The sequence below is a fragment of the Achromobacter sp. 01N37 genome, from assembly GCF_056399725.1.
On the sequence record NZ_JBFTRX010000006.1, the window covers coordinates 1 to 22162 of the forward strand.

Annotated in this window: 23 protein-coding genes; 11 read left to right on the forward strand and 12 right to left on the reverse strand. The window is 65.1% G+C overall.

Annotated features, from left to right (window positions below):
- The first annotated feature begins 10 nt into the window (after positions 1-10).
- The 8 genes from AC1DSJ_RS15550 to AC1DSJ_RS15585 all read left to right on the forward strand — a co-directional run bounded on the left by AC1DSJ_RS15550 (position 11) and on the right by AC1DSJ_RS15585 (position 6970).
- A complete protein-coding gene (locus AC1DSJ_RS15550) occupies positions 11-133 on the forward strand; it encodes an IS3 family transposase (protein WP_441371697.1) in 123 nt (40 codons plus the stop codon).
- Positions 134-653: 520 nt separating this feature from the next.
- Positions 654-1217, forward strand: coding sequence for a 3-hydroxyanthranilate 3,4-dioxygenase (locus AC1DSJ_RS15555; protein WP_175170873.1), 564 nt, complete (start codon positions 654-656; stop codon positions 1215-1217).
- Positions 1218-1243: 26 nt separating this feature from the next.
- A complete protein-coding gene (locus AC1DSJ_RS15560; RefSeq protein ID WP_054423099.1) occupies positions 1244-2245 on the forward strand; it encodes an amidohydrolase family protein in 1002 nt (333 codons plus the stop codon).
- A gap of 92 nt (positions 2246-2337) precedes the next feature.
- Positions 2338-3513, forward strand: a complete 1176-nt coding sequence (locus tag AC1DSJ_RS15565; RefSeq protein ID WP_441371581.1) for an ABC transporter substrate-binding protein — start codon at positions 2338-2340, stop codon at positions 3511-3513.
- A gap of 5 nt (positions 3514-3518) precedes the next feature.
- Positions 3519-4439, forward strand: coding sequence for a branched-chain amino acid ABC transporter permease (locus tag AC1DSJ_RS15570; protein ID WP_175170875.1), 921 nt, complete (start codon positions 3519-3521; stop codon positions 4437-4439).
- Between the two features lie 10 nt (positions 4440-4449).
- Positions 4450-5433: a branched-chain amino acid ABC transporter permease gene (locus AC1DSJ_RS15575; protein WP_346551463.1), complete on the forward strand. Its 984-nt coding sequence runs from the start codon at positions 4450-4452 to the stop codon at positions 5431-5433.
- On the forward strand, positions 5430-6263 hold the full coding sequence (locus AC1DSJ_RS15580) for an ABC transporter ATP-binding protein (protein WP_441371582.1): 834 nt from the start codon (positions 5430-5432) through the stop codon (positions 6261-6263). Before AC1DSJ_RS15575 ends, AC1DSJ_RS15580 begins: the two co-directional genes overlap by 4 nt.
- Positions 6260-6970, forward strand: a complete 711-nt coding sequence (locus tag AC1DSJ_RS15585) for an ABC transporter ATP-binding protein (RefSeq protein ID WP_441371583.1) — start codon at positions 6260-6262, stop codon at positions 6968-6970. Before AC1DSJ_RS15580 ends, AC1DSJ_RS15585 begins: the two co-directional genes overlap by 4 nt.
- 2 nt (positions 6971-6972) lie before the next feature.
- Here AC1DSJ_RS15585 and AC1DSJ_RS15590 read toward each other — a convergent pair whose 3' ends face one another.
- The 9 genes from AC1DSJ_RS15590 to AC1DSJ_RS15630 all read right to left on the reverse strand — a co-directional run bounded on the left by AC1DSJ_RS15590 (position 6973) and on the right by AC1DSJ_RS15630 (position 17033).
- On the reverse strand, positions 6973-8025 hold the full coding sequence (locus AC1DSJ_RS15590; RefSeq protein ID WP_441371584.1) for an Ldh family oxidoreductase: 1053 nt from the start codon (positions 8023-8025) through the stop codon (positions 6973-6975).
- Between the two features lie 10 nt (positions 8026-8035).
- Positions 8036-9556, reverse strand: coding sequence for a mannitol dehydrogenase family protein (locus AC1DSJ_RS15595; protein ID WP_441371585.1), 1521 nt, complete (start codon positions 9554-9556; stop codon positions 8036-8038).
- Between the two features lie 138 nt (positions 9557-9694).
- Positions 9695-11230, reverse strand: coding sequence for a UxaA family hydrolase (locus AC1DSJ_RS15600; RefSeq protein WP_441371586.1), 1536 nt, complete (start codon positions 11228-11230; stop codon positions 9695-9697).
- A 110-nt stretch (positions 11231-11340) separates the two neighbouring features.
- Positions 11341-12207 (reverse strand): fumarylacetoacetate hydrolase family protein, encoded by an 867-nt coding sequence (locus AC1DSJ_RS15605; protein WP_441371587.1) that lies wholly within the window; start codon positions 12205-12207, stop codon positions 11341-11343.
- Positions 12208-12238: 31 nt separating this feature from the next.
- Complete coding sequence (locus AC1DSJ_RS15610; RefSeq protein ID WP_054423116.1) at positions 12239-12985, reverse strand: SDR family oxidoreductase; 747 nt, start codon at positions 12983-12985, stop codon at positions 12239-12241.
- Between the two features lie 13 nt (positions 12986-12998).
- Complete coding sequence (locus AC1DSJ_RS15615) at positions 12999-14408, reverse strand: TRAP transporter large permease (RefSeq protein ID WP_006227624.1); 1410 nt, start codon at positions 14406-14408, stop codon at positions 12999-13001.
- A 55-nt stretch (positions 14409-14463) separates the two neighbouring features.
- A complete protein-coding gene (locus tag AC1DSJ_RS15620) occupies positions 14464-15108 on the reverse strand; it encodes a TRAP transporter small permease (RefSeq protein ID WP_441371588.1) in 645 nt (214 codons plus the stop codon).
- Between the two features lie 88 nt (positions 15109-15196).
- Positions 15197-16171 carry a sialic acid TRAP transporter substrate-binding protein SiaP gene (locus AC1DSJ_RS15625; protein WP_175170882.1) on the reverse strand — a complete coding sequence of 325 codons (975 nt, stop codon included), beginning with the start codon at positions 16169-16171 and terminating at the stop codon, positions 15197-15199.
- Positions 16172-16298: 127 nt separating this feature from the next.
- Positions 16299-17033: a FadR/GntR family transcriptional regulator gene (locus tag AC1DSJ_RS15630; protein WP_054423117.1), complete on the reverse strand. Its 735-nt coding sequence runs from the start codon at positions 17031-17033 to the stop codon at positions 16299-16301.
- A 188-nt stretch (positions 17034-17221) separates the two neighbouring features.
- Between AC1DSJ_RS15630 and AC1DSJ_RS15635 the strand changes: the two genes are divergently transcribed.
- The 3 genes from AC1DSJ_RS15635 to pyrF are packed head-to-tail and all read left to right on the forward strand — an operon-like array spanning position 17222 to position 19815.
- On the forward strand, positions 17222-17620 hold the full coding sequence (locus AC1DSJ_RS15635; protein ID WP_054423118.1) for a diacylglycerol kinase: 399 nt from the start codon (positions 17222-17224) through the stop codon (positions 17618-17620).
- Positions 17621-17668: 48 nt separating this feature from the next.
- Positions 17669-18988, forward strand: coding sequence for an NAD(P)/FAD-dependent oxidoreductase (locus tag AC1DSJ_RS15640; RefSeq protein WP_175170883.1), 1320 nt, complete (start codon positions 17669-17671; stop codon positions 18986-18988).
- Between the two features lie 8 nt (positions 18989-18996).
- Positions 18997-19815, forward strand: coding sequence for an orotidine-5'-phosphate decarboxylase (pyrF, locus tag AC1DSJ_RS15645; RefSeq protein WP_441371589.1), 819 nt, complete (start codon positions 18997-18999; stop codon positions 19813-19815).
- A 104-nt stretch (positions 19816-19919) separates the two neighbouring features.
- Here the strand turns inward: pyrF and AC1DSJ_RS15650 are convergent, their stop codons facing one another.
- From AC1DSJ_RS15650 to thiL, 3 genes are all read right to left on the reverse strand, one after another.
- The gene (locus tag AC1DSJ_RS15650; protein ID WP_054423120.1) at positions 19920-20486 is read right to left on the reverse strand and encodes a CinA family protein; all 567 of its coding nucleotides are present in this window, start codon (positions 20484-20486) and stop codon (positions 19920-19922) included.
- Positions 20483-20989 (reverse strand): phosphatidylglycerophosphatase A family protein, encoded by a 507-nt coding sequence (locus AC1DSJ_RS15655; protein ID WP_342066278.1) that lies wholly within the window; start codon positions 20987-20989, stop codon positions 20483-20485. Before AC1DSJ_RS15655 ends, AC1DSJ_RS15650 begins: the two co-directional genes overlap by 4 nt.
- A 95-nt stretch (positions 20990-21084) precedes the next feature.
- Complete coding sequence (gene thiL / locus AC1DSJ_RS15660) at positions 21085-22050, reverse strand: thiamine-phosphate kinase (RefSeq protein WP_346551478.1); 966 nt, start codon at positions 22048-22050, stop codon at positions 21085-21087.
- Positions 22051-22162: the final 112 nt, after the last annotated feature.

Here is a 22162-nt window from a genome sequence, read left to right on the forward strand (position 1 = left end):
ACAGCGTGACATCCAGGACTATATCGAGAACTTCTACAACACCCGGCGGCTGCACTCTACGCTGGGCTATCTGACGCCGGCTGCCTATGAAGCCAGCCAGCGTCCAAAAAACACCTATCGACGTGTCCACTAAAACTTGACCACCACAGCCGGCCTGGGGCAAGCCCCGCAAGATCTTCCCCCACACCCCACTGGCGGCAAGAACCCTAAGCACACGACTCTGCCCCGCGACCGTGAAATTGCCGCTGGCGGAGCACTGTGCGTTGGGGGCCTGGGGTGCGCGGGGAGTCGATGCGCCCGAGGGAATCTGAAGGCAGCGGCCGCAGGCCGCAACGAAGATGACGACGGGGCAGTCCGGAGCGAAGGCTCCGGACCGCAATCGTTGACCCGCGCACCCCAGGCCCCCAACGCACAGTGCGCCTAAAGAACCAAATCCACCCCCACGGCACACAACGCCTAAAGAACCCAAATCCAACCCCACCACACAAAACGCCTAAAGCCCCCACTCCAACCCCATCCCACCTCAAGACCCCAACCCATTCCCATCAAGGAAAACCCGCAATAGAAAACCAGAATACCCACCCCGACAATTTCTATTACCCCCAACTCGCCCCGCCCCCTAGACTCCCCATATCCCCCACCCGGAGAGCAACATGCCCGCCTACGGCCCGCCATTGAATTTCCAGCGCTGGATTCAAGACCACGCTCATCTTCTCAAGCCACCGGTTGGCAACCAGCAGATCTGGCAAGACGCCGACTTCATCGTCACCGTCGTGGGCGGCCCGAACCATCGCACCGACTATCACGACGACCCGCTGGAAGAATTCTTCTATCAGATCAAAGGCAACGCCTGGCTATCGCTCTGGGTCGACGGCAAACCCGAACGTGTCGACCTCAAAGAAGGCGACATCTTCCTCTTGCCGCCACACGTCCGCCATTCCCCGCAACGCCCCGAAGCCGACAGCGCCTGTCTCGTCATCGAACGTCAGCGCCCCTTGGGAATGCTTGACGGCTTCGAATGGTATTGCCCACATTGCGGCCACCTCGTGCATCGCGTCGAAGTGCAGCTAAAGAGCATCGTCACCGACCTGCCGCCGCTGTTCCAGGCCTTCTACGCCAGCACCGAACAACGCACCTGCCCCGGCTGCGGTGAAGTCCACCCCGGCAAAGGCCACACACAGCAGCCCCACCCCACCCAACACGCCACACCCGCCTAACGCCACCACCCAGCGAAGCCGTTCCCATGATTCAGAAAATCGACATGCATGCCCACTTCTTTCCGCCCATCACGCGGCAGGAAGCGGCGGCGCTTGATCCCGTCAACGCGCCCTGGCTGCGCCCCGATGGCGACGGTTCCACCGGCCAGATCATGGCGGGCGACCGGCCGTTCCGCCCCGTTGACGCCACCTTGTGGGACCCGGCGCTGCGCATCGAACAGATGGACCGCCACGGCGTCGACCTACAGATCCTGTGCGCCACGCCCATCATGTTCGGCTACACCTACCCCGCGCAGGCCGCGGCTGACTGGGCGGCGCGCATGAATGACCTGGCGCTGGAACACTGCGCGCATGCGCCGACGCGCTTGAAAGCGCTGGCGCAAGTGCCGCTGCAAGACCTGGACCTGGCCTGCAAGGAAGCCACGCGTGCGCGCGCAGCAGGGCACCTGGGCGTGCAGATCGGCAACCACGTCGGCCCACGCGATCTCGACGATGACACGCTCGTGCAGTTTCTGATCCACTGCGCCCACGACAACATCCCCGTGCTCGTCCATCCGTGGGACATGATGACCGACGGCCGCATGAAGAAATGGATGCTGCCGTGGCTGGTCGCCATGCCCGCCGAAACGCAGCTGGGCATTCTGTCGTTGATTCTGTCCGGCGCGTTTGAACGCATTCCCCGCAGCCTGAAGCTGTGCTTCGCGCATGGCGGCGGCAGCTTCGCGTTCCTGCTGGGCCGCGTCGACAACGCCTGGCGGCATCGCGACATCGTCCGTGAAGATTGCCCGCAACTGCCCTCGTCCTACACCGACCGCTTCTACACCGACAGCGCCGTCTTCGACCCGCACGCGCTCCGCCTCTTGATCGACGTCATGGGCGAAGACCGCGTGCTGCTCGGCTCCGACTACCCCTACCCGCTAGGCGAGCAGGAAGTCGGCCGCCTGGTCACGCATGCCGAGCTGGTGCCGGGCGTGCAGCAGAAGATTCTGTTCCGCAACACGATGACGTTCTTCGGCCTGAACGCGTAACACGTCACGCACGACGGCGCAGCACAGCACAACGCAACGCAACGCAGCACCACACCACGACCGTGACACACGGCAACTCAAGGGAAACCATCATGACACGCACCTCCATGCTGACCGCCGCCGCGGTTGTGGGCTTGACGCTATCGACCACTGCCTTGGCCGATGTGAAGATCGGCCTGTTGACGACCTTGACCGGCCCCGGCTCCGTGCTCGGCCAGGACCAGCTGGATGGCTTCATGCTGGCCGTGGACCAAGGCGGCGGCAAGCTGGGCGGCGTGCCGGTGCAGGTCATCAAGGAAGACGATCAGTTCAAACCGGAAGTGGGCGTGCAGGCCGCGCGCAAGCTGGTGCAAAGCGACAAAGTGCCGATCATCACCGGCGTGGTGTATTCCAACGTAATGCTTGCCGTGGTGCGCCCGGTCACCAGCGCCGGGGTGTTCCTGGTGGGCTCGAACGCCGGCCCCACCAATCTGGCCGGCAAAGACTGTTCGCCGTATTTCTTCTCAACGTCGTGGAACAACACGCAGCGCCACGAAGGCAGCGGTGAAATGGCCAACCAGATGGGCTTCAAGAAAGTCTATCTGCTGGCGCCCAACTACCAGGCTGGCAAAGACGCCATGGCTGGCTTCAAACGCTTCTATAAAGGCGACATCGCCAACGAAGTGTTCACGCAGGTCAACCAGCCCGACTACTCGGTGGAACTGGCCGCGTTGGCCGACGCCAAGCCCGACGCCGCCTACGTGTTCTTTCCCGGCGGCATGGGCGTGAACTTCATCAAGCAGTATCGCCAGGCCGGGCTCTTTGGCAAGATTCCGCTGCTGTCGGTGGACACCATCGACGGCGCTACGCTGCCCGCCCTGCAAAAGGATGCGCTGGGCGCCGTCACCAACGTGCCGTATTCGCCTGACCTGGACAACGCCGCCAACAAGGCGTTTGCCGCAGCGTTCCGCCAGAAATACGGCCGCGAGCCGTCCAGCTACGCCGCGCAATCGTTCGATGCCGCGCAGCTGATCGGCTCGGCGCTGAAGAAAACCGGCGGCAAGACCGACGACAAAGACGCCTTGCGCAAAGCGATGGAAGCCGCTGACTTCCCCTCGGTGCGTGGCGAATTCCGCTATCAGCCCAATCACTTCCCGGTGGCCGGCTTCTTCCGCGCCGACGTCGAAGCGGGCGCGGATGGCAAGGTGGCGTTCGTGAACAAAGGCCCGATCTTTCCGGACCTGGCCAAGGTCTCGGACCAGTACGCCGCCCAGTGCGTCATGAAGTAATTGCCATGTCGATGACGCTGCTGCTAGTGCAGACCTTGAACGGCCTGCAACTTGGCATTCTGCTTTTCCTGCTGGCGGCCGGCCTGACGCTGGTGTTCGGCATCATGAACTTCATCAACCTGGCGCACGGTTCGCTCTACATGATGGGCGCGTTCATCGCGGCCACCGTGTTCCGTCACACCGGCTCATTCCTGCTGGCTGCCGCCGCCGTCATCGCGGGCATGGCGGCGCTGGGGCTGCTGCTGGACCGCATCGCGCTGGCGCGCCTGTATCCGCGCGAACACCTGGACCAGGTGCTGGCCACCTTCGGCTTGATCCTGTTCTTCAACGAACTCACGCGCATCATCTGGGGCCCGGCGCCCATCAGCATGGGCCTGCCGTCTTGGCTGTCGGGCACCATCGACATCCTGGGCGTCACGTATCCGCTGTACCGCTTCCTGATCATCGTGGTGGGCTTGCTGGTGGCGGCCGGCTGCTATGTGCTGATCCACCGCACGCGGCTGGGCATGCTGATTCGCGCCGGGTCCACCGACCGCATGATGGTGGGCGCGCTGGGCGTGAACATCGCGCGGCTGAACACCTTGCTGTTCGTGCTGGGCGCGGTGCTGGCGGGTTTGGCGGGGCTGATGGCAGGACCCATCCTGTCGGCCCAGACGGGCATGGGCGAACCCATTTTGATCCTGACCTTGGTGGTGATCGTCATCGGCGGCATCGGCTCGGTGCGCGGCGCGTTTCTGGCCGCGCTGATGGTGGGGCTGATCGACACGCTGGGCCGCGCATTGCTGCCGACCTTGCTGCGCGCCGCCTTGCCACCCGCCGCCGCCAACGCGGCAGGCCCGGCCATTGCGTCGATGCTGATCTACGTGGTGATGGCGCTGGTGCTGGCCATGCGGCCGCAAGGCCTGTTTCCCGTCAAGCACGGATAAGGAGAACACCATGCTTCAGTTCTCTCCGCGCACCCTCGTCGCCACCGCCCTGTTGCTGTTGCTGGCGTTGGTGCCCGCCTATGCGCAATGGCAGGGCGAACCCTTTCTGCTGGCGCTATTCGGCCGCGTGCTGGTCTACGGCGTGGCGGCGCTGGCGTTGAATCTGCTGCTGGGGTTTGGCGGCATGGTCAGCTTTGGCCACGCGTTGTACCTGGGGCTGGGCGCGTATTCCGTCGGCGTGATGTCGCACTACGGCATTGAAAGCGGCTGGCTGCATCTGGCGGGCGCGCTGGGCGCGTGCGCCGTCGTTGGGCTTGTCAGCGGCTACGTGGTGATGCGCACGTCTGGCATTGCCTTCATCATGATCACGCTGGCGTTTGCGCAGATGTTTTATTTTCTGGCGACGGGGCTGGATGGCTTTGGCGGCGACGACGGCATGTCACTGTTCGCCGGCAGCGACTTCGGCCTCTTCCGCCTGGATACGCCGCTTGCGCTGTACTACGCGGCGTTTGGCGTCATGCTGGCCGTGCTGTGGCTGATGCATCGCCTGATCCACGCGCCATTCGGCATGGCGTTGCGCGGCTGCCAGGCCAATGAACGGCGCATGCGCGCACTGGGCTTTCCCACCTTGCGCTACCGGCTGGCGGCCTACGTGATATCAGCCATGATCTGCGGCGTGGCCGGCGTGTTGCTGGCGAACCTGACGATGTACGTGTCGCCGTCCTATCTGGCGTGGACGACGTCCGGCGAACTGATTGTGATGGTGGTGCTGGGCGGCATCGGCACGCTGTTCGGGCCGGTCGTCGGCGCGCTGACGTTCCTGCTGCTGGAAGAAGGCCTGAAGCTTTTGACCGGCCACTGGATGCTGATCATGGGCCTGCTGATCGTGGGCGTGGTGCTGGTATCGCGCCGGGGCGTGTACGGAAACTTGCGCGACACGCCGTGGCGCAAGCGCGCCGCGCCACTGCGCACGCCATCAGGAGAAACGCGATGAGCGCCGCGCTGCAAGTCGACAATCTGGTCAAGCGCTATGGCGGCCTGACCGTCACCGACAAGCTGTCTTTGAATGTACTGCCGGGCGAACTGCATGCCGTGATCGGACCAAACGGCGCAGGCAAGACCACGCTGATCGGCCAGCTCAGCGGGGAACTACGGCCCGACGCCGGACGCGTGCTGCTCAACGGCCGCGACATCACACGCATGCTGGTGGAAAAGCGCGTGCGCCACGGCCTGGCGCGTTCGTATCAGATCACCTCGGTCTTCAAGCCCTTCACCGCGCTGGAAAACGTGGTGATGGCGGTGCAGGCGCGGCGCGGCCACAGCTTTCGGTTCTGGACGCCCGTGCTGTCCACCGCGGCGCTGACCGAACCCGCCCACGATGCGCTGGCGCTTGCTGGCTTATCCGCCCGCGCCCACACCCCTGCGGGCGAGCTGGCACATGGTGAGTTGCGGCAACTGGAGCTGGCCATGGTGCTGGCCTGCCAACCGTCGCTGCTGTTGCTGGACGAACCGATGGCGGGCATGAGCCAGCACGAATCCGAAGCCATGACCCGCCTGCTGCTGCAACTGCGCGGGCACTACACGATTCTGCTGGTGGAACACGATATGCAAGCCGTCTTCGCGCTGTCTGATCGCATCACCGTGCTGGTCTACGGCAGCGCGCTGGCGTGCGGCACGGCGGACGAGATTCGCAACAACGCACAGGTGCGCGAATGCTATCTGGGCAGTGAACGGGGAAGCGGCGGAGCCAGAGCCAGAGTCAGCGCCAGCGCCGGAGTCAGCGCCAATGCCAAAGCAACACACCCGCAGGAGACCGCCGCATGAGCGCCCTGCTATCGCTACGCGGCGTGACTGCGCACTATGGCGCCAGCCAGGCGCTGTTCGGCATCGACCTGGATATCGGCCCCGGCGAATTCGTGACTTTGCTGGGCCGCAACGGCATGGGCAAGTCCACCACCGTGAAAGCGGTGATGGGGCTGACCCGCGCCACCCAAGGCATCATCACCTTCGACGGGCGCGACATCAGCCGGCTGCCCGCCTATAAGGTCGCGCAATGCGGCATTGGTCTGGTGCCCGAAGGCCGCCATATCTTTCCCAACTTGTCGGTGCGCGAAAACCTGATCGCCACTGCCCACAACCGCCAAGGCGCCGCGCAACCGTGGACGCTGGAACGCGTCTACGCGTTGTTTCCGCGCTTGTCGGAACGTGCGCGGCACTTGGGCAGCCACCTGTCGGGCGGTGAACAGCAGATGCTGGCCATCGGGCGCGCGCTGTTGACCAACCCCCGGCTGCTGATTCTGGACGAAGCCACCGAAGGCCTGGCCCCCGTCGTGCGCGAAGAAATCTGGAATGCGCTGGACACCTTGAAGCAGACCGGGCTGGCGGTGCTGTGCATCGACAAAAACCTGGAACCGCTGCTGGCCACGGCCGACCATCACGCCATCGTGGAAAAGGGCCGCGTGGCATGGACCGGTTCGTCGCAGGCGTTTTTGGATGACGAGCCCCGGCTGCTGCAATACCTGGGTGTGTAGTTTTAGGGCCGCCGCACTGGCGGCGCCACGCCCAGCCGCTGGCTCCACGCCTGTATCTCGTCCCATAGCGCAGGCGGCACGGGGATGCCGTCGCGTTGGCGTACACGCTGCGCGGCGGCTTCCGGGTCGCCCGGCAGGCGTGGCGCGCCCGGTGCTTGCGACAACTCCATCGCCATCGCCGCGACCACACCTGCCAACGCCGCACCGCCAGCAAAGCGCGCCGGGTCGATCACGATGAAGAACGCGCCAAGCTCGCGCGGCCGCTCCAACTCGGCGTACATCGGCGAAATATGCGGGCCGAACGGATTGCCGTTCAGCGGCCCGCACAGCAGCTCGATCATCATCGCCAGCCCGTAGCCCTTGTAGCCGTATTCCTCGCCGCCCAAGGGCCGCAATGCGCGCACCTGTTCCGCATCGGTGCAATCCTGGCCCTGCGCATCCAGCGCCACGCCGGGCGGCAAGGCCACGCCGTCACGCCGCGCGTTCATGACGCGGTTCCACGGAATGGCGGTGGTGGCCATGTCCAGGCACAACGGCTCGGCGCCCGCGCGCGGGAACGCCAGCGAAATGGGGTTGGTGCCAAAGAACGCCTGATGGCCGCCGAAAGGCGCGGCGATGGAATCCGAATGCGTGAAGGCGATGCCGATCAAGCCCTGGCGCGCCGCCGCGCGGCTATACAGGCCCACGGCGCCGCAGTGCGACGAATCGCTGACGCCGACGGCCGCGATGCCCGCCTCGCGCGCAAGTTCGATGGCAAGCGCATTGGCGCGGTGCGCCACCACAATGCCCTGCCCCTGTCCGCCATGCAGCTGCGCGGTGCCGGGTCCGGTACGTTCAACGCGCATGTCGGGCTGCGCCAGGATGGAGCCCTGCGCGACACGGTTCAGGTAATGCGGCAGCCGGGCGATGCCGTGGGAATCAATGCCCCACTGGCTGGTTTGCGCCAGGCTGGCCGTCAGGCAGCGCGCATCATCGTCGGTAAAGCCCTGCACGCGCAGGCAATCGTTGCCCCAGCGTTCCCACTCAACGGCGTCCACTCGGCTTTCCGCATGCATGCAGCGCTCCTTAAGTTGCGGCCTCCACGGCGTGCATCACGCCATGCTCGCGCAGGGTTTCCAGATGGGTCGCCAGCGCCTCGACGAATTCGGGCGATTTGCCCAACTCACCGAAGACCGGTTTGAAGCTCGCCAGCACCATCGCCCGGCGGTGCGCGGCCGCCGACGGCGCCGATGCCCGCGCCGCCACATCGGCGCGCGACATCAGCTTGGCCAGACGCGCCGCCAGCGGGTCTTGAATGACGTAGCGCCCGCCCTGCTCATCGACACCGCGCAGATAGTGCAGCCACGCCGCCACCGCAAGCGTCAGGCGCTGGATGTCGTCGCCCGTGCGCAGCCGGTCGCGGATCGTGTCCAGCAGCCGTTGCGGCAATTTCTGCGATCCGTCCATGGCGACCTGCGGCGTCGGATGCCGCAGCGCCGCGTTGGCGATGCGCGCCAAAAAGCGGCGGCGATATTCCTCCAGCCCGCTGTCCGGAATACCCTTCAACGTGGGCGCAATTTCCAGCCGCATCATCGCGTCGACAAAGTCGCGCAGCGCCGGGGTCTGCACCGACTGGCTGATCGTCTCGTGCCCCAGCAGCGCGCCCAGATAGGCGAAGGTGGAGTGCGGGCCGTTCACCATGCGCAGCTTCAGGCGTTCGTATGGCGCGGCGTTGCGCACGAAGGTCGCGCCGCCCTGCGTTTCCCATGCAGGCCGGCCGGCGGCGAATTTGTCTTCGATCACCCAGTTCAGATAGGGCTCGCCCACCACAGGCCAGGCGTCTTCCACGCCCAGACGCCCGGTGATGCGCTGGCGGTCTTCATCATCGGTGCCAGGCACGATGCGGTCCACCATGGAATTCGGAAACGTGCAGTTCGTGTCGATCCACGCCGTCAGCGCCACGTCTACACGCAGCGCAAAGGCCAGCACCAGGCTGCGCAGCATGTCGCCGTTGCCACGCAGGTTGTCGCACGACATCAAGGTGACTGGCGGCAGGCCGCGCTCGCGGCGCAGTGCCAGCCCGTAGACCAGGATGCCGATCGTGCTGCGCGGACGATGCGGGTTTTCCAGGTCGTGAAGAATGTCCGGATCGTCCCAGCGCAGGTAGCCGGTGGCGGGTTCGTGGCTGTAGCCCTTCTCCGTCACGGTCAGGCTCACGATGCGCGTTTGCGGATAGGCAATGCGTTCTAAAACGGCGTTGGGGTCTTCTTCGGCCACCATCACGCGCAGCACCGAGCCCACCACACGCAGCTGTTCGCGCGTGTTGCCGTCGGGGCCGCCGTCGCGTAGCGCCAGCGTGTACAGGCCGTCTTGCGGCGTCAACGCGTCACGCGTGGCGGCGCTGCGCAGCGACACGCCCAGAATGCCCCAGCTCAAATCGCCACTGGCCTGCATCGCCAGATCCGTCAACACCGCCTGATGCGCGCGGTGAAAGGCGCCCAGCCCCAGATGCACGATGCCGGGCGTCAGGCGGCTGCGGTCATAAAGGGGTTTTTCCACGTCTGCGGGCAGGCGCGGCAACGACTCCGTATTCAAACGTTCAAGCATGGTTGACCAATGGCGTAAGGCGCCATGCACCTGTCGGATGACCGGCCAGTCGGCGCGCGATGAGGATATCCGTAGACGCCGTTTTCTTCGACACCGCGACAGTGACCAAATGCAACGGCGGCGCCCACGATGCCGCCGCTACATCACCGCGCCCAACGCCCAAGGCACGAATTCGTTTTGGCCATAGCCGTGTTCTTCGCTGCGCGTGCGGTGCCCCGACGCGGTTTTCAGCATCAGCTGGAAGATGCGCTCGCCCATCTGCGCCACGCTTTGCGCGCCGTCGACGACTTCACCGCAATTGATGTCAATGTCGTCCGACTGGCGCTGCCACAACGCCGTATTGGTCGACAGCTTCAACGACGGCGCGGGCGCACAGCCGTAGGCCGAACCGCGTCCGGTGGTGAAGCAGATCAGGTTGGCGCCGCCCGCGACCTGGCCCGTGGCGGACACGGGGTCGTAGCCCGGCGTGTCCATGAACACCAGCCCGCGCGTGCGCACGGGCTCGGCGTACTCGAACACGTCGGTCAGGTTCGTGGTGCCGCTTTTGGCGATGGCGCCCAGCGACTTTTCCAGAATGGTCGTCAGCCCGCCCGCCTTGTTGCCGGCCGACGGGTTGTTGTCCATCTCGGCGTCGTTGCGGGCGCAGTAGTCTTCCCACCAGCGCACGCGCGCCAGCAGCTTGTCGGCAATGGCTGGGGTTTCGGCGCGGCGCGTCAGCAGGTGTTCGCCGCCATAGATTTCGGGCGTTTCGGACAGGATGGCGGTGCCGCCATGGCGCACCAGCAAGTCCACCGCTGCCCCCAACGCCGGGTTGGCGCTGATGCCCGAATAGCCGTCAGACCCGCCGCATTGCAGGCCCACGGTCAGGTGGCTGGCGGGCACCGGCTGGCGGCGCACCTGGTTCGCCTGCTCCAGCATTTGCTCCACCAGTTCGATGCCGCGCGCCACCGTCTTGCGTGTGCCGCCCGTGTCCTGAATGTTGAAGGTGTGCAGCAAGCCACTTTCGCGCAAGCCCTCTTGTTCCATCAGGCCGCCGATCTGATTCGTTTCGCAGCCCAGCCCCACCACCATCAGCCCGCCAAAATTGGCGTGCCGCGCGTAGCCGCCCAAGGTCCGGCGCAACACGCGCAGCGGTTCGCCTTCGCTGCCGGTGGCGCAGCCCGCGCCATGCGTCAGCGCCACCACGCCGTCCACATTCGGACAGGACGCCAGCGCTTCAGGATGGATGTCGCGGCGAAAGTGGTCGGCGATGGCGCGCGCGACCGTGGCCGAACAGTTCACGCTGGTCAGGATGCCGATGTAGTTGCGCGTGGCGACGCGGCCATCGGTGCGCACGATACCGTCGAAGGTGGCGGGTTGCGCCACGTAGTCGGTGGGATGCGCGCCCTGCCCCACCGCGTAGTCCCGTTCGAACTCCGAGAACTCCAGGTTCTGCGTATGCACGTGCTGGCCCGGCGCGATGTCTTGCCGCGCCACGCCAATGATCTGGTTGTAGCGGCGCACCGGCTGGCCCGCCGCGATGGCGCGCACGGCCACTTTGTGACCGGGCGGCACCAGCCCCTGCACCGTCACCCCTTCGCCTTCCAGCCGCGTGCCGCTGACGAGTTGCCGCCGCGCGATCACGACGTTGTCCGCCGGGTGGATGCGTATCACTGCCATGTCTGCGTGGGACATGAGACCTCCGGAAAGTTAAGGGGTGCGCGGGGCGATGACCCTCACCGAAATCGACGGGGAAGGGTCATCGCAAATTGCAGACGGGGGCTTCATGGGAGGGCTTGACGAGGCTACCCATCGATCAGCGCCGGGTCCCAGGCATGCACGCGCTGGCGCTGTTCACCCAGCCCTGCGATGCCCAGCTTCATTTCGTCGCCCGCTTTCAGGTACACGGGCGCGGGCTTTTGCCCCATGCCCACGCCGGGCGGCGTGCCCGTGCTGATGAGATCGCCCGGATACAGCGTCATGAAACGGCTGACGTACGCCACCAGTTGCGCCACGCCGAACACCATCGTGCGGGTGCTGCCGTTCTGAAAACGCTTGCCGTTCACTTCCAGCCACATCTCCAGGTCTTGCGGGTTGGGGATCTCGTCCGCCGTGGCCAGCCACGGGCCGATGGGGCCGAAGGTATCGCAACCCTTGCCCTTGTCCCACGTGCCGCCGCGTTCAATTTGATATTCCCGTTCAGACACGTCGTTCACGATGCAGTAGCCGGCCACGTGCTTCATCGCGTCGGCCTCGCTGACGTAGCGCGCGCGTTCGCCGATGACCACCCCCAGTTCCACTTCCCAATCCGTCTTGACGGAATCCTGCGGCAGCACGACCGGGTCGTTCGGGCCCACGACTGCGGACGTGGGCTTCATGAAGATGACGGGCTCGGCCGGCACGGCCAGGCCGGATTCCGCGGCGTGATCGGCGTAGTTCAAGCCGATGCAGATGAACTTGCCCATGCCACGCCACGGCGGCGCGACGCGGCCGGGGTTGGCCACCAGCGGCAGCGATGCCGGGTCCAGCGCGCGCAGTTCGGCAAGCCGCGCGCCGGCCAGCGTTTCGGCGGTGATGTCGGGCAGTACGCCAGACAGGTCGCGCACATTGCCTTGCATGTCGATCAGGCCGGGCTTCTCGGCGCCCTTGGCGCCATAACGCATCAATTTCATATCGGTTCCTTGTTGCGAAAAATGGGTGCGGTCAGTTGGACCAGCCGCCGTCGATCACCTGCGTGGTGCCGGTGGTGAAGGCGGATTCGTCACTGGCAAGATACACCGCCAGCGCGGCAATTTCTTCGGTGCGGCCGATGCGGCCCATCGGTTGGCGGGCGGTGAACGCGGCTTCGACGGCGGCGACGGGCTGCCCGCTGGCCTGCGCCTGCGCGTCGATACGTTGCCGTAACGAGGGGGATTCCACCGTGCCGGGGCAGATGGCGTTGCACCGGATGCCCTGGGCCACGAAGTCGGCGGCCACGGCCTTGGTCAAGCCGATGACGGCGGCCTTGGTCGCGCCATACGCGCAGCGGTTCGGCGCGCCTTTGATGCTGCCCGCCACCGACGCCATGTTCACAATCGAACCGCCGCCGCGCGCCAGCATGCCGGGCAGGCAGGCGCGCATCAGCCGGTACATGGACCGCACATTCAAATTGAACGAAAAATCCCACGCGTCTTCATCGCAATCCAGAATGGTGCCGGCATGCACGAAGCCCGCGCCGTTGAACAGCACGTTGACCGGCCCCGCGCCTTCAACCAGCGCTTGAATGGCGCGGCCGTCGGTCACATCCACCACTTGGGTGCGGCAGCCCGACAACGTGCCTAACGCGTCAGCATTGATGTCCACGGCCAGCACATCCGCGCCTTCGCGCGCAAACGCTTCCGCTACCGCGCGGCCGATACCTTGGCCGGCGGCGGTAACGATGGCGGTCTTGCCTTGCAGTCTTTGCGACATGAGTACGCGCTCCTTATTTGCCGGCCATGCCCATGGCGGTGGGCAGCCACAGCGTGATCTGCGGGATGTAGGTAATGGCGATCAGCGCCACGAACAGCGGCACCAGCCACGGCAGAATGGCCATCGTGGTGCGTTCAACCGATAGCCGCGCCACCCGCGCCAGCACGAACAGCACCATGCCCATTGGTGGATGCAGCAGGCCGATCATCAGGTTCAAGGTCATGATGAGACCGAAGTGGATCGGGTCGATACCCAGCTTCAACACGATGGGCAGCAAGATCGGCACAAGAATGGTGATGGCGGCGATGGTGTCGATGAAGCAGCCGACGATCAGGATCAGCACGTTCGCCATCAGCAGGAACACCCACTTGTTCTGCGTCACGCTCAGAATGGCGTCGGTCAGCGTTTGCGCGGCTTGCGTGGTGGTCAGCAGCCACGCGAACACAGATGCCGCCGTCACGATGAACAACACGGACGCGGTCGTTTCGATCGTGTCGAAGGTGGCTTTGGCCAAGGTCTTGAACGTCATCGAGCGGTAGCGCACCAAGCCCAGGAACAACGCCCAGATCACCGCGGCCACGGCGGCTTCAGTGGGCGTGAACCAGCCCAGCGTCATGCCGCCAATCAAGATCACCGGCGCCATCAACGCCATCACCGCAGAAAAGTTGAAGCGCCAATCCAGCGCCAGCAACGCCACGAATGCAATGCCAGTGGCCACGTTGGGCGACACGCCAGCCAGCGTCATCAACCAGATCGACAAGGGAAACGACAGCACGATCAGCACTTCCAACCCCGCGCCGCCCAGCCGCTTCCAGTTGAAGGCCACGTCACCGCCCCAGTTATTGCGGCGGGCGTAATAGGCCACGGTCAGCATCATCAGGATGGTCAGCACCGCGCCCGGCAACAAGCCCGCCAGGAACAGCGAGCCAATCGACACGTTGGCCATCATGCCGTAGATAACGAAGGGCAAAGACGGCGGAATGATGGGGCCCAGCGTGGCCGAGGCCGCCGTTACCCCGACGGCGAATTCCGTTTCGTAGCCATGATCTTTCATGGCTTTGATTTCGATGGTGCCTAGCCCCGCGGCGTCGGCAATGGCCGTGCCGGACATACCGGCAAACACCACCGAGCCGATGATGTTCACCTGCCCCAGCCCGCCGCGCATCCAGCCCACCAACGCCACCGCAAAGTTATAGATGCGGCCGGTGATGCCGGCGATGTTCATCAAGTTGCCGGCCAGAATGAAGAACGGCACGGCCAGCAAGGGAAACGATTCGACGCCCGCAATCATGCGCTGCGCGACCACCACATCCGGCACGCTGCCCGAGATCAATACGAACAACAGCGATGCGCCTGCCATGGACACCGCCACCGGCAAGCCCAGAATCATCAACAGCAGAAAGGTTCCAATCAGTGTGCCCATGAGTCGCTCCTGGAATGGCACTGCGGATACATAAGGGTGTGGCGCGGCGCGCCGTTCAGTCGAGCGACTCGTAGGCCGCCGGGTTCTCCAGAATCGAATAGCCCTGCCGCCAGTTCTGCACGGACACTTGAAGGGACCGCAAGAACATCATGACGAAGCCCGCCAGCGCAACCCAGTACACGTAGGACTTGTTCCAGAACAAGGTGGTCATGGGCTCGTCGCCCACCAGCACGATGTAGCGATACGTCAGCCACACGGCATAGCCGAAGAAGGCCGTGCGCAACACGTCGACCAACGTAGACAGCACGCGGCTGACGGGTTTGGGCAGGTAGCGGTACAGGAAGTCCACCTGAATATGGCGGCAGGCGCGCACGCACATCGCAGCGCCCAGGAACACCACGCCAATCAGGCAATACACCGCCAACTCTTCGGTCCACGCGTACGAATCATTCAGCACGTAGCGCGAGAAGAATTGCAGGAAGACGAGCCCCGCCATCGTCCAGAATATCGCCAGGCAGATCCAGTCTTCGGGCGCGTAGCCGGCCAGGCTGACTTCGTGATGGTCGGCCTCTTCGAAGCTATGGACGATCTCGTCGACGGATGACTGATGCGGGCCGGGTGGCGACGCGGCGTGGCCGGGCGCCGGGGTCGGGCCATGGTTGACGGCCGCCATGGGCGCCGCTTTTGCGTTCACGTGCATGAAGTTCCCCTGGTCGGAATCGGGTATCGAGCACCGGGTATCAAGCGGTGGCCGGCAACGGCGGGCCAACACGGCCCGCCGCCGCGGCTTACTTCACCGCCTGGATCTTTTCCCAATCCGATTTCTGATAGCCGTACTGCTCGAACGGCACCTTCTCCAGCACGGTCTTGCGGAAGTCGTCGACGTTGACTTCGGCCACGTTCAAGCCGCGCTTCTTGAACACTTCGACCATTTTCTTTTCGCTGTCGGCAACTTCGGATGACGCCTTTTCCGCTGCCTGCTGCGCAACCTCCGCGAAGATCTTCTTGTCTTCATCAGACAAGCTCTTCCACAACTTGCCCGAGATCACCGTGTTCAGGTGGTCAACGATGTGGCCCGTCAGGATGATGTTCTTCTGCACTTCATAGAACTTCTTCGCTTCGATGGTGGTGAGCGGGTTTTCCTGCGCTTCCACCGTGCCGTTCTGCAAGGCCAGGTACACCTCGGCGAACGCGATGGGCGCGGTGTTGGCGCCACAGGCGCGCGGCATGGCCAGGTAGGCCGCCACGTCCGGCACGCGAATCTTCATGCCCTTCATTTCCGAGCACTTGGTGAAGGCGCGATTCGATGTCGTCTGGCGCGTGCCGTAGTAGGTGGTGGCGACGATGTGGTTGCCGCTTTTTTCGTCGTAGCCGCCCGTGAGCTCCTTGTAGATGTCGCTCTTGGTGTAGGCGATCAGGTGCTCGGGGCTGCGGAAAGTGTAGGGGTAATAGGTGACGCCGATGCGGGGAAAGCTCTTGGCGGCGAAGCTGGAGCCCGAGATGATCATGTCCACGGTGCCCAGCGTCAGCCCCTGGTTGATGTCATTCTCCTTGCCCAGCTGAGAGGCGGGGTAGACATCGATGTGATAGCGGCCGTTCGTGCGTTTCTCGATTTCCTGCGCCGCCCACACCGACGAGGTGTGGAAGGGTTCGGAAGTCTCGTACACATGCGCCCATTTCAGCTTGGTTTGCGCCAGCGCGCTGCCACTGACGGCGAGCGCGACGGCGGCAAACAGCACTTTGATAGCGTTGCCTCGATTCATGTTGTCTCCTCTCTTTGAGGTAACGGACGCGGCGAATGTTGTTGTGAGCCGGCCCGCTTTATGTTTCACATCGGGATATCACCTACAGGTTGCACCTTCGTACTGCGACTACGGTTCCCCGGTGGCGTCAGGACGCCGCCGGCTCTTTGCTATCCACGCGCATCGTCTCGGCCCCGCCTGGCCAGCTGGCGGTCAAGCGGTCGAACGAGCAGGAAAGATGGTGATGCATCGCGGCGCGCGCGGCGGTTTCGTCGCCCGCCGCGATGGCGGTGATGACGCGGCGATGCTCGGTAATGGCGACGGCCCAGCTGTCCGGGTTTTCGAAGTAGTCGCCCAGCTTCACGGACAGGGGGTTGTGGCGTTCGTCGAAGAGTTCGCCCACCACGCGCACCAGCACGGCGTTGTTGGCCATTTCGGCCACGCGCAAGTGGAACAGGCGGTCGCCGCGGATGGGCACGTAGCCTGCGCGGGCTTCCTCTTCCATGGCACCCACGGCTTCCAGCAGGCCATCCACCAGCGCCGGCGCCGTGTGGCGGGCGGCTTGGGCGGCGAGTTCGCCTTCGATGGTCCAGCGTGCGCGGATGGTTTCAAGCGGGCTTTCGGCGGTCAAGCTCGCGCGCGGCGCGCCGGCAAGGCTCTGCACGTACACGCCGGAACCCATGCGCACTTCCACCCAGCCTTCGACTTCGAGAGCGATCAGCGCTTCGCGCACCGACGGGCGCGACACGCCCAGCTTCAACGCCAGATCTCGCTCCGGGGGAAGCCGCGCGCCCACGGGAAATTCGCCCGCCTCGATCAGCAGACGCAACTGGTCGGCAATCTGGCGGTACAAACGTCGCGGCTCGATGGTCTGAATCGGCATGGGGCGGGAAGCCTTGGGGATACAGCTGGCTGACAGGACGAAAAGGTAAAGTGGCCTTACCAATTGACCAGAATCCTGCGCCTGCTGTCGTTGGGTCACAATTAGGGTTTGCCCATAGCCCTGCTTCGCATCACGCGGGCAACCCTTATCTGTTAAAAAGCCGCCACACCCGGCCCTCTTTCGCAACCATGACCCACGACCCGCAACACTCGCCCTTTAAAAGCAGCGGCGGCGCGCGCCGCATCTTGAATGCGCTGCGTTATTCCTGGCAGGGCCTGAAGGCCGCCGTCAAATATGAAGCGGCCTTCCGCCAGGAACTCGCGCTGGCCGTGCTGATGATTCCGGCGGCGTTCTTCCTTGGGCGGACCACGGTCGAGGTCTTTTTTCTGGTTGGCACGGTCATCATGGTGCTGGCGGCGGAACTGCTGAATTCCGCCATCGAAGCCCTGGCCGATGCTTTGTCCGTGGAACGCCACCCCTTGCTGGGGCGCGCCAAGGACCTGGGCAGCGCAGCGGTGATGCTGCTGCTGATCTTCGCCGGAGCGGTCTGGATAGGCGTTGCCATCAGCCGTTTCGCCATGCATTGATACGGGTGGCGCCCCATGGGGGGTGCGCCGCTCTTTATACTGGGAGCCATGATGCCTAATTCGACGTCAGCACCCTCTGAGCGCATCGTCATCGTTGGCGGTGGCGCGGGCGGCCTGGAACTGGCCGCAAAGCTTGGCCGTATTCACGGCCGGCAACACGTGACGCTGGTCGACAGCCGTCCATTCCATATCTGGAAACCGTCGCTGCACGAAGCGGCCGCCGGCACGCTGGATATCCACCAGGAAGGCTTGTCCTATCTGATGCTGGCCCACATGAACGGCTTTTCGTTCGCGCAGGGCCGCTTGCTGAGCGTGGATCGCGCGCGCCGCCAGATCGTGGTGGATGCCGTGAACGACTCGCAGGGCCAGGAAGTCCTGCCGCGCCGCGACCTCGGCTACGACACGCTGGTGCTGGCGCTGGGCAGCACGTCCAACTTCTTCAATACCCCCGGCGCGGCCGAACACGCCGTCACGCTGGACACCACCGAAAACGCCGAACAATTCCGCCTGACCATGCTGAAAGCCATGGCGCAGGTGGACTTGGCCAAGGTGCGCAACCCGTCGGCCCGGCTGGACCTGGTGATTGTGGGTGGCGGCGCCACGGGCGTTGAACTGGCGGTTGAGCTGACCGAAGCCAGCCATGTGGTCAGCGCCTACGGCCTGCCTAACTTCCGTGCGGAACGCGACCTGGCGATCACGCTGGTCGAAGGCGCACCGCGCATTCTGTCGGCCCTGCCCGAGAAAATCTCGGAAGCCGCCACCAACCGGTTGACCGAGCTGGGCATTGGCGTGGAAACGGCGTGCCGCGTATCGGAAGTCACCGCCAACAGCGTGAAGACCGCCGACGGCCGCGAATTTCCCGCGCAGCTGTGCATGTGGGCAGCCGGCATCAAAGGCCCCGCCCTGCTGGCCGACCTGGACCTGCCGCTGAACAAGCTGGGCCAGCTGGAAGTCAACGAACGGCTGGAAACGGCCGACCCGCACATCCTGGCGCTGGGCGATTGCTGCTCGGTGCCCTGGCGCGACGGCCGCACCGTGCCTGCCCGCGCGCAAGCCGCGCACCAGCAGGCCGATTACCTGGCCAAGAAGCTCACCGCCCGCCTGCGCCGCTCGGCGGAACCTGCCGGCCCCTACGTCTACCAGGATCACGGGTCGCTCGTGTCGCTGGGCCAGGACGCGGGCGTGGGGTCCCTGATGGGCAAGCTCGCCGGACGGGGACTGTTCGTAAGCGGTACACTGGCGCGCTTGATGTACATGAGCCTGCACCTGATGCACCACAAAGCGGTGCTCGGTATCTCACGCACCGCCTCCCTGGCCCTGGCTCGCCTGCTCATGCGGCGCACGCGCCCCCGGGTCAAACTGCACTGAACTCCCCCATGAATTTCCTGCAAAAACTCGAACACGCCTGGACCACCAGCAACTCGCTTCTGCAAGTGGGCCTGGACCCCGACCCCCAACGCTTTCCGCGCGAATTGCAGGACAAGCCGGACGCCATCTTCCAGTTCTGCCGCGACATCGTCGACGCCACCGCGCCGTACGCATGCAGCTTCAAGCCGCAGATTGCGTACTTCGCCGCGCACCGCGCCGAAGACCAGCTGGAAGCGCTGTGCCAGCACATCCGCGACAAGCACCCCGACTTGCCGATCGTGCTGGACGCCAAGCGTGGCGACATCGGCTCCACCGCCGAAAACTATGCCCGCGAAGCCTACGAACGCTATCAGGCGCACGCGCTGACGGTCAGCCCCTACATGGGCCTGGACTCGGTCGAGCCCTACCTGGCGTGGCGTGACCGTGGCGTGATCGTGCTGTGCCGCACGTCGAACCCCGGCGGTTCCGATCTGCAATTCCTGAAGATGGATAGCGGCGAGCCGCTGTACCTGCACGTGGCAGGCCTGGTGGCCGACAAGTGGAACGCCAACGGCCAGTGCGGCCTGGTGGTGGGCGCAACGTTCCCGAACGAGCTGGCGGCGGTTCGCCAGCGCATCGGCGACGCCCTGCCCCTGCTGGTGCCGGGCATCGGTGCGCAAGGCGGCGACATCACCGCCACCGTGAACGCCGGCGCCAATGCCGCCCGCAGCGGCATGATGATCAATTCGTCACGCGCCATCATTTACGCCAGCGGCGGCGACGATTGGCGCGAGGCCGCCGGCCGCGCCGCCATGGGCCTGCGCGACGCGATCAACGCGGTGCGCTGATCCCGGCGTCATCGCCAAAAAAAACGGGTTGCATGCGTGCAACCCGTTTTTTTTTCAGCGCGGCTTAGCGTCGTTCGGCGGCATGTCGTGTTGCTCAGTGCCGCTTAGCGCCGATTCACCGGCGCGCCCAGAAATTCCAACACCCCTCGCAGCGCAAATTCCACCGCCGCGTGGCGCACCTGCGTGCGATCGCCGGGGAACACGTGCGTGACGGCGCGGCTGGTGATGCCTTCGCCCACGCGCATCGCAAACCCAAAGCACACCATGCCCACCGGCTTGCCCGGCGTGGCGCCGCCCGGCCCGGCGATGCCGGTGGTGGACACGGCCACGTGCGCGGCGGGTGACACCAGCAACACGCCGTTGGCCATTTCCAGCGCCACGGGTTCGCTGACCGCCCCGAAGTGATGCAGAGTATCGGGCGACACATCCAGTTCCGTCACCTTGGCGTCGTTGCTGTAGGTGACGAAGCCGCGCTCGAACCAGTCGCTGGAACCGGCCACCGACGTCATCGCGCCGGCCAGCAGGCCGCCCGTGCAAGACTCCGCCGTGCCCAACATCCAGCCATGGCGGCGCATGGCGTCGCCCAGCCGTTCAGCCAGACCCACGATGGTGGCTTCCGCCAACTGCTCCGCCGATAAATTCGAACGGGTGGTTCCTTGCGGTTCGCTCATCCCAAGACTCCTGTGCGTGCAATCAATGCCATGACCAGCAAGGCGTAGCCGGCGGCGACGATATCGTCCCACATTACGCCGAAGCCGCCCTTGATGTGGGCGTCAAAAAACTTGATGGGTGGCGGCTTGACGATGTCGAACGTGCGAAACAGCGCAAACGCCAGCAACTGCGACAACCAGCCTGCGGGCGTCAGCCAAAGCACCAGCCAGAACGCCACCATCTCGTCCCAGACCATTCCGACATGATCCGACTGCCCAAGTTCACGGCCCACACGATGGCAGGCCCAGCAGCCGTATAAAAAGGCCAGCGCCAGGAACACGCCAATCGCCAGATCCGACGCCGCAGGCGCCGCCGCCACCCAGATGCCCCAGGCAAGCAATGTGCCCCAGGTGCCAGAGGCCGGGCGGATCAGGCCGCTGCCAAAGCCGAACGCGATCAAACGGCCAGGGTCGCGGCACACCCAGGACAGGGCGGGATAGACAGCCCGCGAGCGTTCGCGCATGGAGACGGATGGCTTATCGGAAGAGGACATGGATGCGAGGCGGAGTAAGAGGGAACGAAGACAGGGATTGCGCGGGGTCAGGCTCTGGGTCTGGGTCAGGACGCGGGGAAATGGTCGAAGCCGGCAGGCAGGTCGGCCAGCGGATGGCCCTGGCTGTCCATCACGCGCAGCCCGGCTTGAGACAGCGTTTGGCCGATGCGGGTGACGCGGGCCTGGGCTGCGCGGGCGGCGGCTTCCACGGCATCGCGTTTGGCCGCCGGAGCGGTAAAGCACAACTGATAGACGTCACCGCCGCCCAGCACCGCGCGGCGGCGCAGCGCTTCGTCCATGGCGGACACAGCGGGGGCCACCGGCAGGCTCGCTTCATCCAGGCTTGCGCCCAGCCGGCTTGCAGCCAGGATGTGGCCCAGGTCCTGCAACAGGCCGTCAGACAGGTCGATCGCCGCATGCGCAATGCCGCGCAACGCCAGACCCAGCGCCACTTGCGGCTGCGGCCATTCCAGCGCGCCGCGGGTGGCGGCCAGCAAGGCGTCGTTCGCGGCGTACTGGCCATCCAGCAGGCGGTAGGCCACATCGGCCGCGCCCAGTTCGCCGGACACCCAGATGTCGTCGCCCGCTTCTGCGCCATCCCGGCGCAGGGCTTGTCCGGCCGGCACTGCGCCGAACACGGTGACGCTGATGGCCAGGTCATGCGCGCTGCGCGTGGTGTCGCCACCGATCAGCGGGCAGCCATGGGCATCGGCCAGCGCGTGAAAGCCTTCGGCGAACGCGGCCAGCCAGGGTTCTTCCAGACGCGGCAAGGCCAGCCCCAACACGCAGCCGATCGGGCGCGCGCCCATGGCGGCGAGATCCGACAGGTTCACGGCCAGTGCCTTGTGGCCCAACGCGCGCGGGTCCACGTCGGGAAAGAAATGCCGGCCTTCCAGCAGCAAGTCAGTGCTGGTGGCGACTTGCTCGCCGGGCGGCACGGGAAACAGCGCGCAGTCGTCGCCCACGCCCAGCAGCCCTGCGGGCGCGGTGCGGGTGAAATAGCGCGCGATCAGATCAAATTCGGACGCCACGGCAACTCCGAAAACCCGGCAGGCACGCCGGCACGATTATCAAAAGCCGAAGGGGTCAGGCGCAGGCCGCACCTGCCGCACCGGATAAGGGTGCGCGCAGGGCGGCATGCGC

Excerpts from the sequence above, each read along its gene's own strand:
- AC1DSJ_RS15580 (WP_441371582.1), top strand. The coding sequence starts at position 5,430 with ATGAGCGCCGCGCTGCAAGTCGACAATCTGGTCAAGCGCTATGGCGGC.
- AC1DSJ_RS15560 (WP_054423099.1), top strand. The coding sequence starts at position 1,244 with ATGATTCAGAAAATCGACATGCATGCCCACTTCTTTCCGCCCATCACG.
- pyrF (WP_441371589.1), top strand. The coding sequence starts at position 18,997 with ATGAATTTCCTGCAAAAACTCGAACACGCCTGGACCACCAGCAACTCG.
- AC1DSJ_RS15615 (WP_006227624.1), bottom strand. The coding sequence starts at position 14,408 with ATGGGCACACTGATTGGAACCTTTCTGCTGTTGATGATTCTGGGCTTG.
- AC1DSJ_RS15610 (WP_054423116.1), bottom strand. The coding sequence starts at position 12,985 with ATGTCGCAAAGACTGCAAGGCAAGACCGCCATCGTTACCGCCGCCGGC.
- AC1DSJ_RS15570 (WP_175170875.1), top strand. The coding sequence starts at position 3,519 with ATGTCGATGACGCTGCTGCTAGTGCAGACCTTGAACGGCCTGCAACTT.
- AC1DSJ_RS15565 (WP_441371581.1), top strand. The coding sequence starts at position 2,338 with ATGACACGCACCTCCATGCTGACCGCCGCCGCGGTTGTGGGCTTGACG.
- AC1DSJ_RS15620 (WP_441371588.1), bottom strand. The coding sequence starts at position 15,108 with ATGCACGTGAACGCAAAAGCGGCGCCCATGGCGGCCGTCAACCATGGC.
- AC1DSJ_RS15625 (WP_175170882.1), bottom strand. The coding sequence starts at position 16,171 with ATGAATCGAGGCAACGCTATCAAAGTGCTGTTTGCCGCCGTCGCGCTC.
- AC1DSJ_RS15650 (WP_054423120.1), bottom strand. The coding sequence starts at position 20,486 with ATGAGCGAACCGCAAGGAACCACCCGTTCGAATTTATCGGCGGAGCAG.
- AC1DSJ_RS15590 (WP_441371584.1), bottom strand. The coding sequence starts at position 8,025 with ATGCATGCGGAAAGCCGAGTGGACGCCGTTGAGTGGGAACGCTGGGGC.
- AC1DSJ_RS15575 (WP_346551463.1), top strand. The coding sequence starts at position 4,450 with ATGCTTCAGTTCTCTCCGCGCACCCTCGTCGCCACCGCCCTGTTGCTG.
- AC1DSJ_RS15605 (WP_441371587.1), bottom strand. The coding sequence starts at position 12,207 with ATGAAATTGATGCGTTATGGCGCCAAGGGCGCCGAGAAGCCCGGCCTG.
- AC1DSJ_RS15600 (WP_441371586.1), bottom strand. The coding sequence starts at position 11,230 with ATGTCCCACGCAGACATGGCAGTGATACGCATCCACCCGGCGGACAAC.
- AC1DSJ_RS15635 (WP_054423118.1), top strand. The coding sequence starts at position 17,222 with ATGACCCACGACCCGCAACACTCGCCCTTTAAAAGCAGCGGCGGCGCG.
- AC1DSJ_RS15655 (WP_342066278.1), bottom strand. The coding sequence starts at position 20,989 with ATGCGCGAACGCTCGCGGGCTGTCTATCCCGCCCTGTCCTGGGTGTGC.
- AC1DSJ_RS15640 (WP_175170883.1), top strand. The coding sequence starts at position 17,669 with ATGATGCCTAATTCGACGTCAGCACCCTCTGAGCGCATCGTCATCGTT.
- AC1DSJ_RS15555 (WP_175170873.1), top strand. The coding sequence starts at position 654 with ATGCCCGCCTACGGCCCGCCATTGAATTTCCAGCGCTGGATTCAAGAC.
- AC1DSJ_RS15630 (WP_054423117.1), bottom strand. The coding sequence starts at position 17,033 with ATGCCGATTCAGACCATCGAGCCGCGACGTTTGTACCGCCAGATTGCC.
- AC1DSJ_RS15585 (WP_441371583.1), top strand. The coding sequence starts at position 6,260 with ATGAGCGCCCTGCTATCGCTACGCGGCGTGACTGCGCACTATGGCGCC.
- AC1DSJ_RS15595 (WP_441371585.1), bottom strand. The coding sequence starts at position 9,556 with ATGCTTGAACGTTTGAATACGGAGTCGTTGCCGCGCCTGCCCGCAGAC.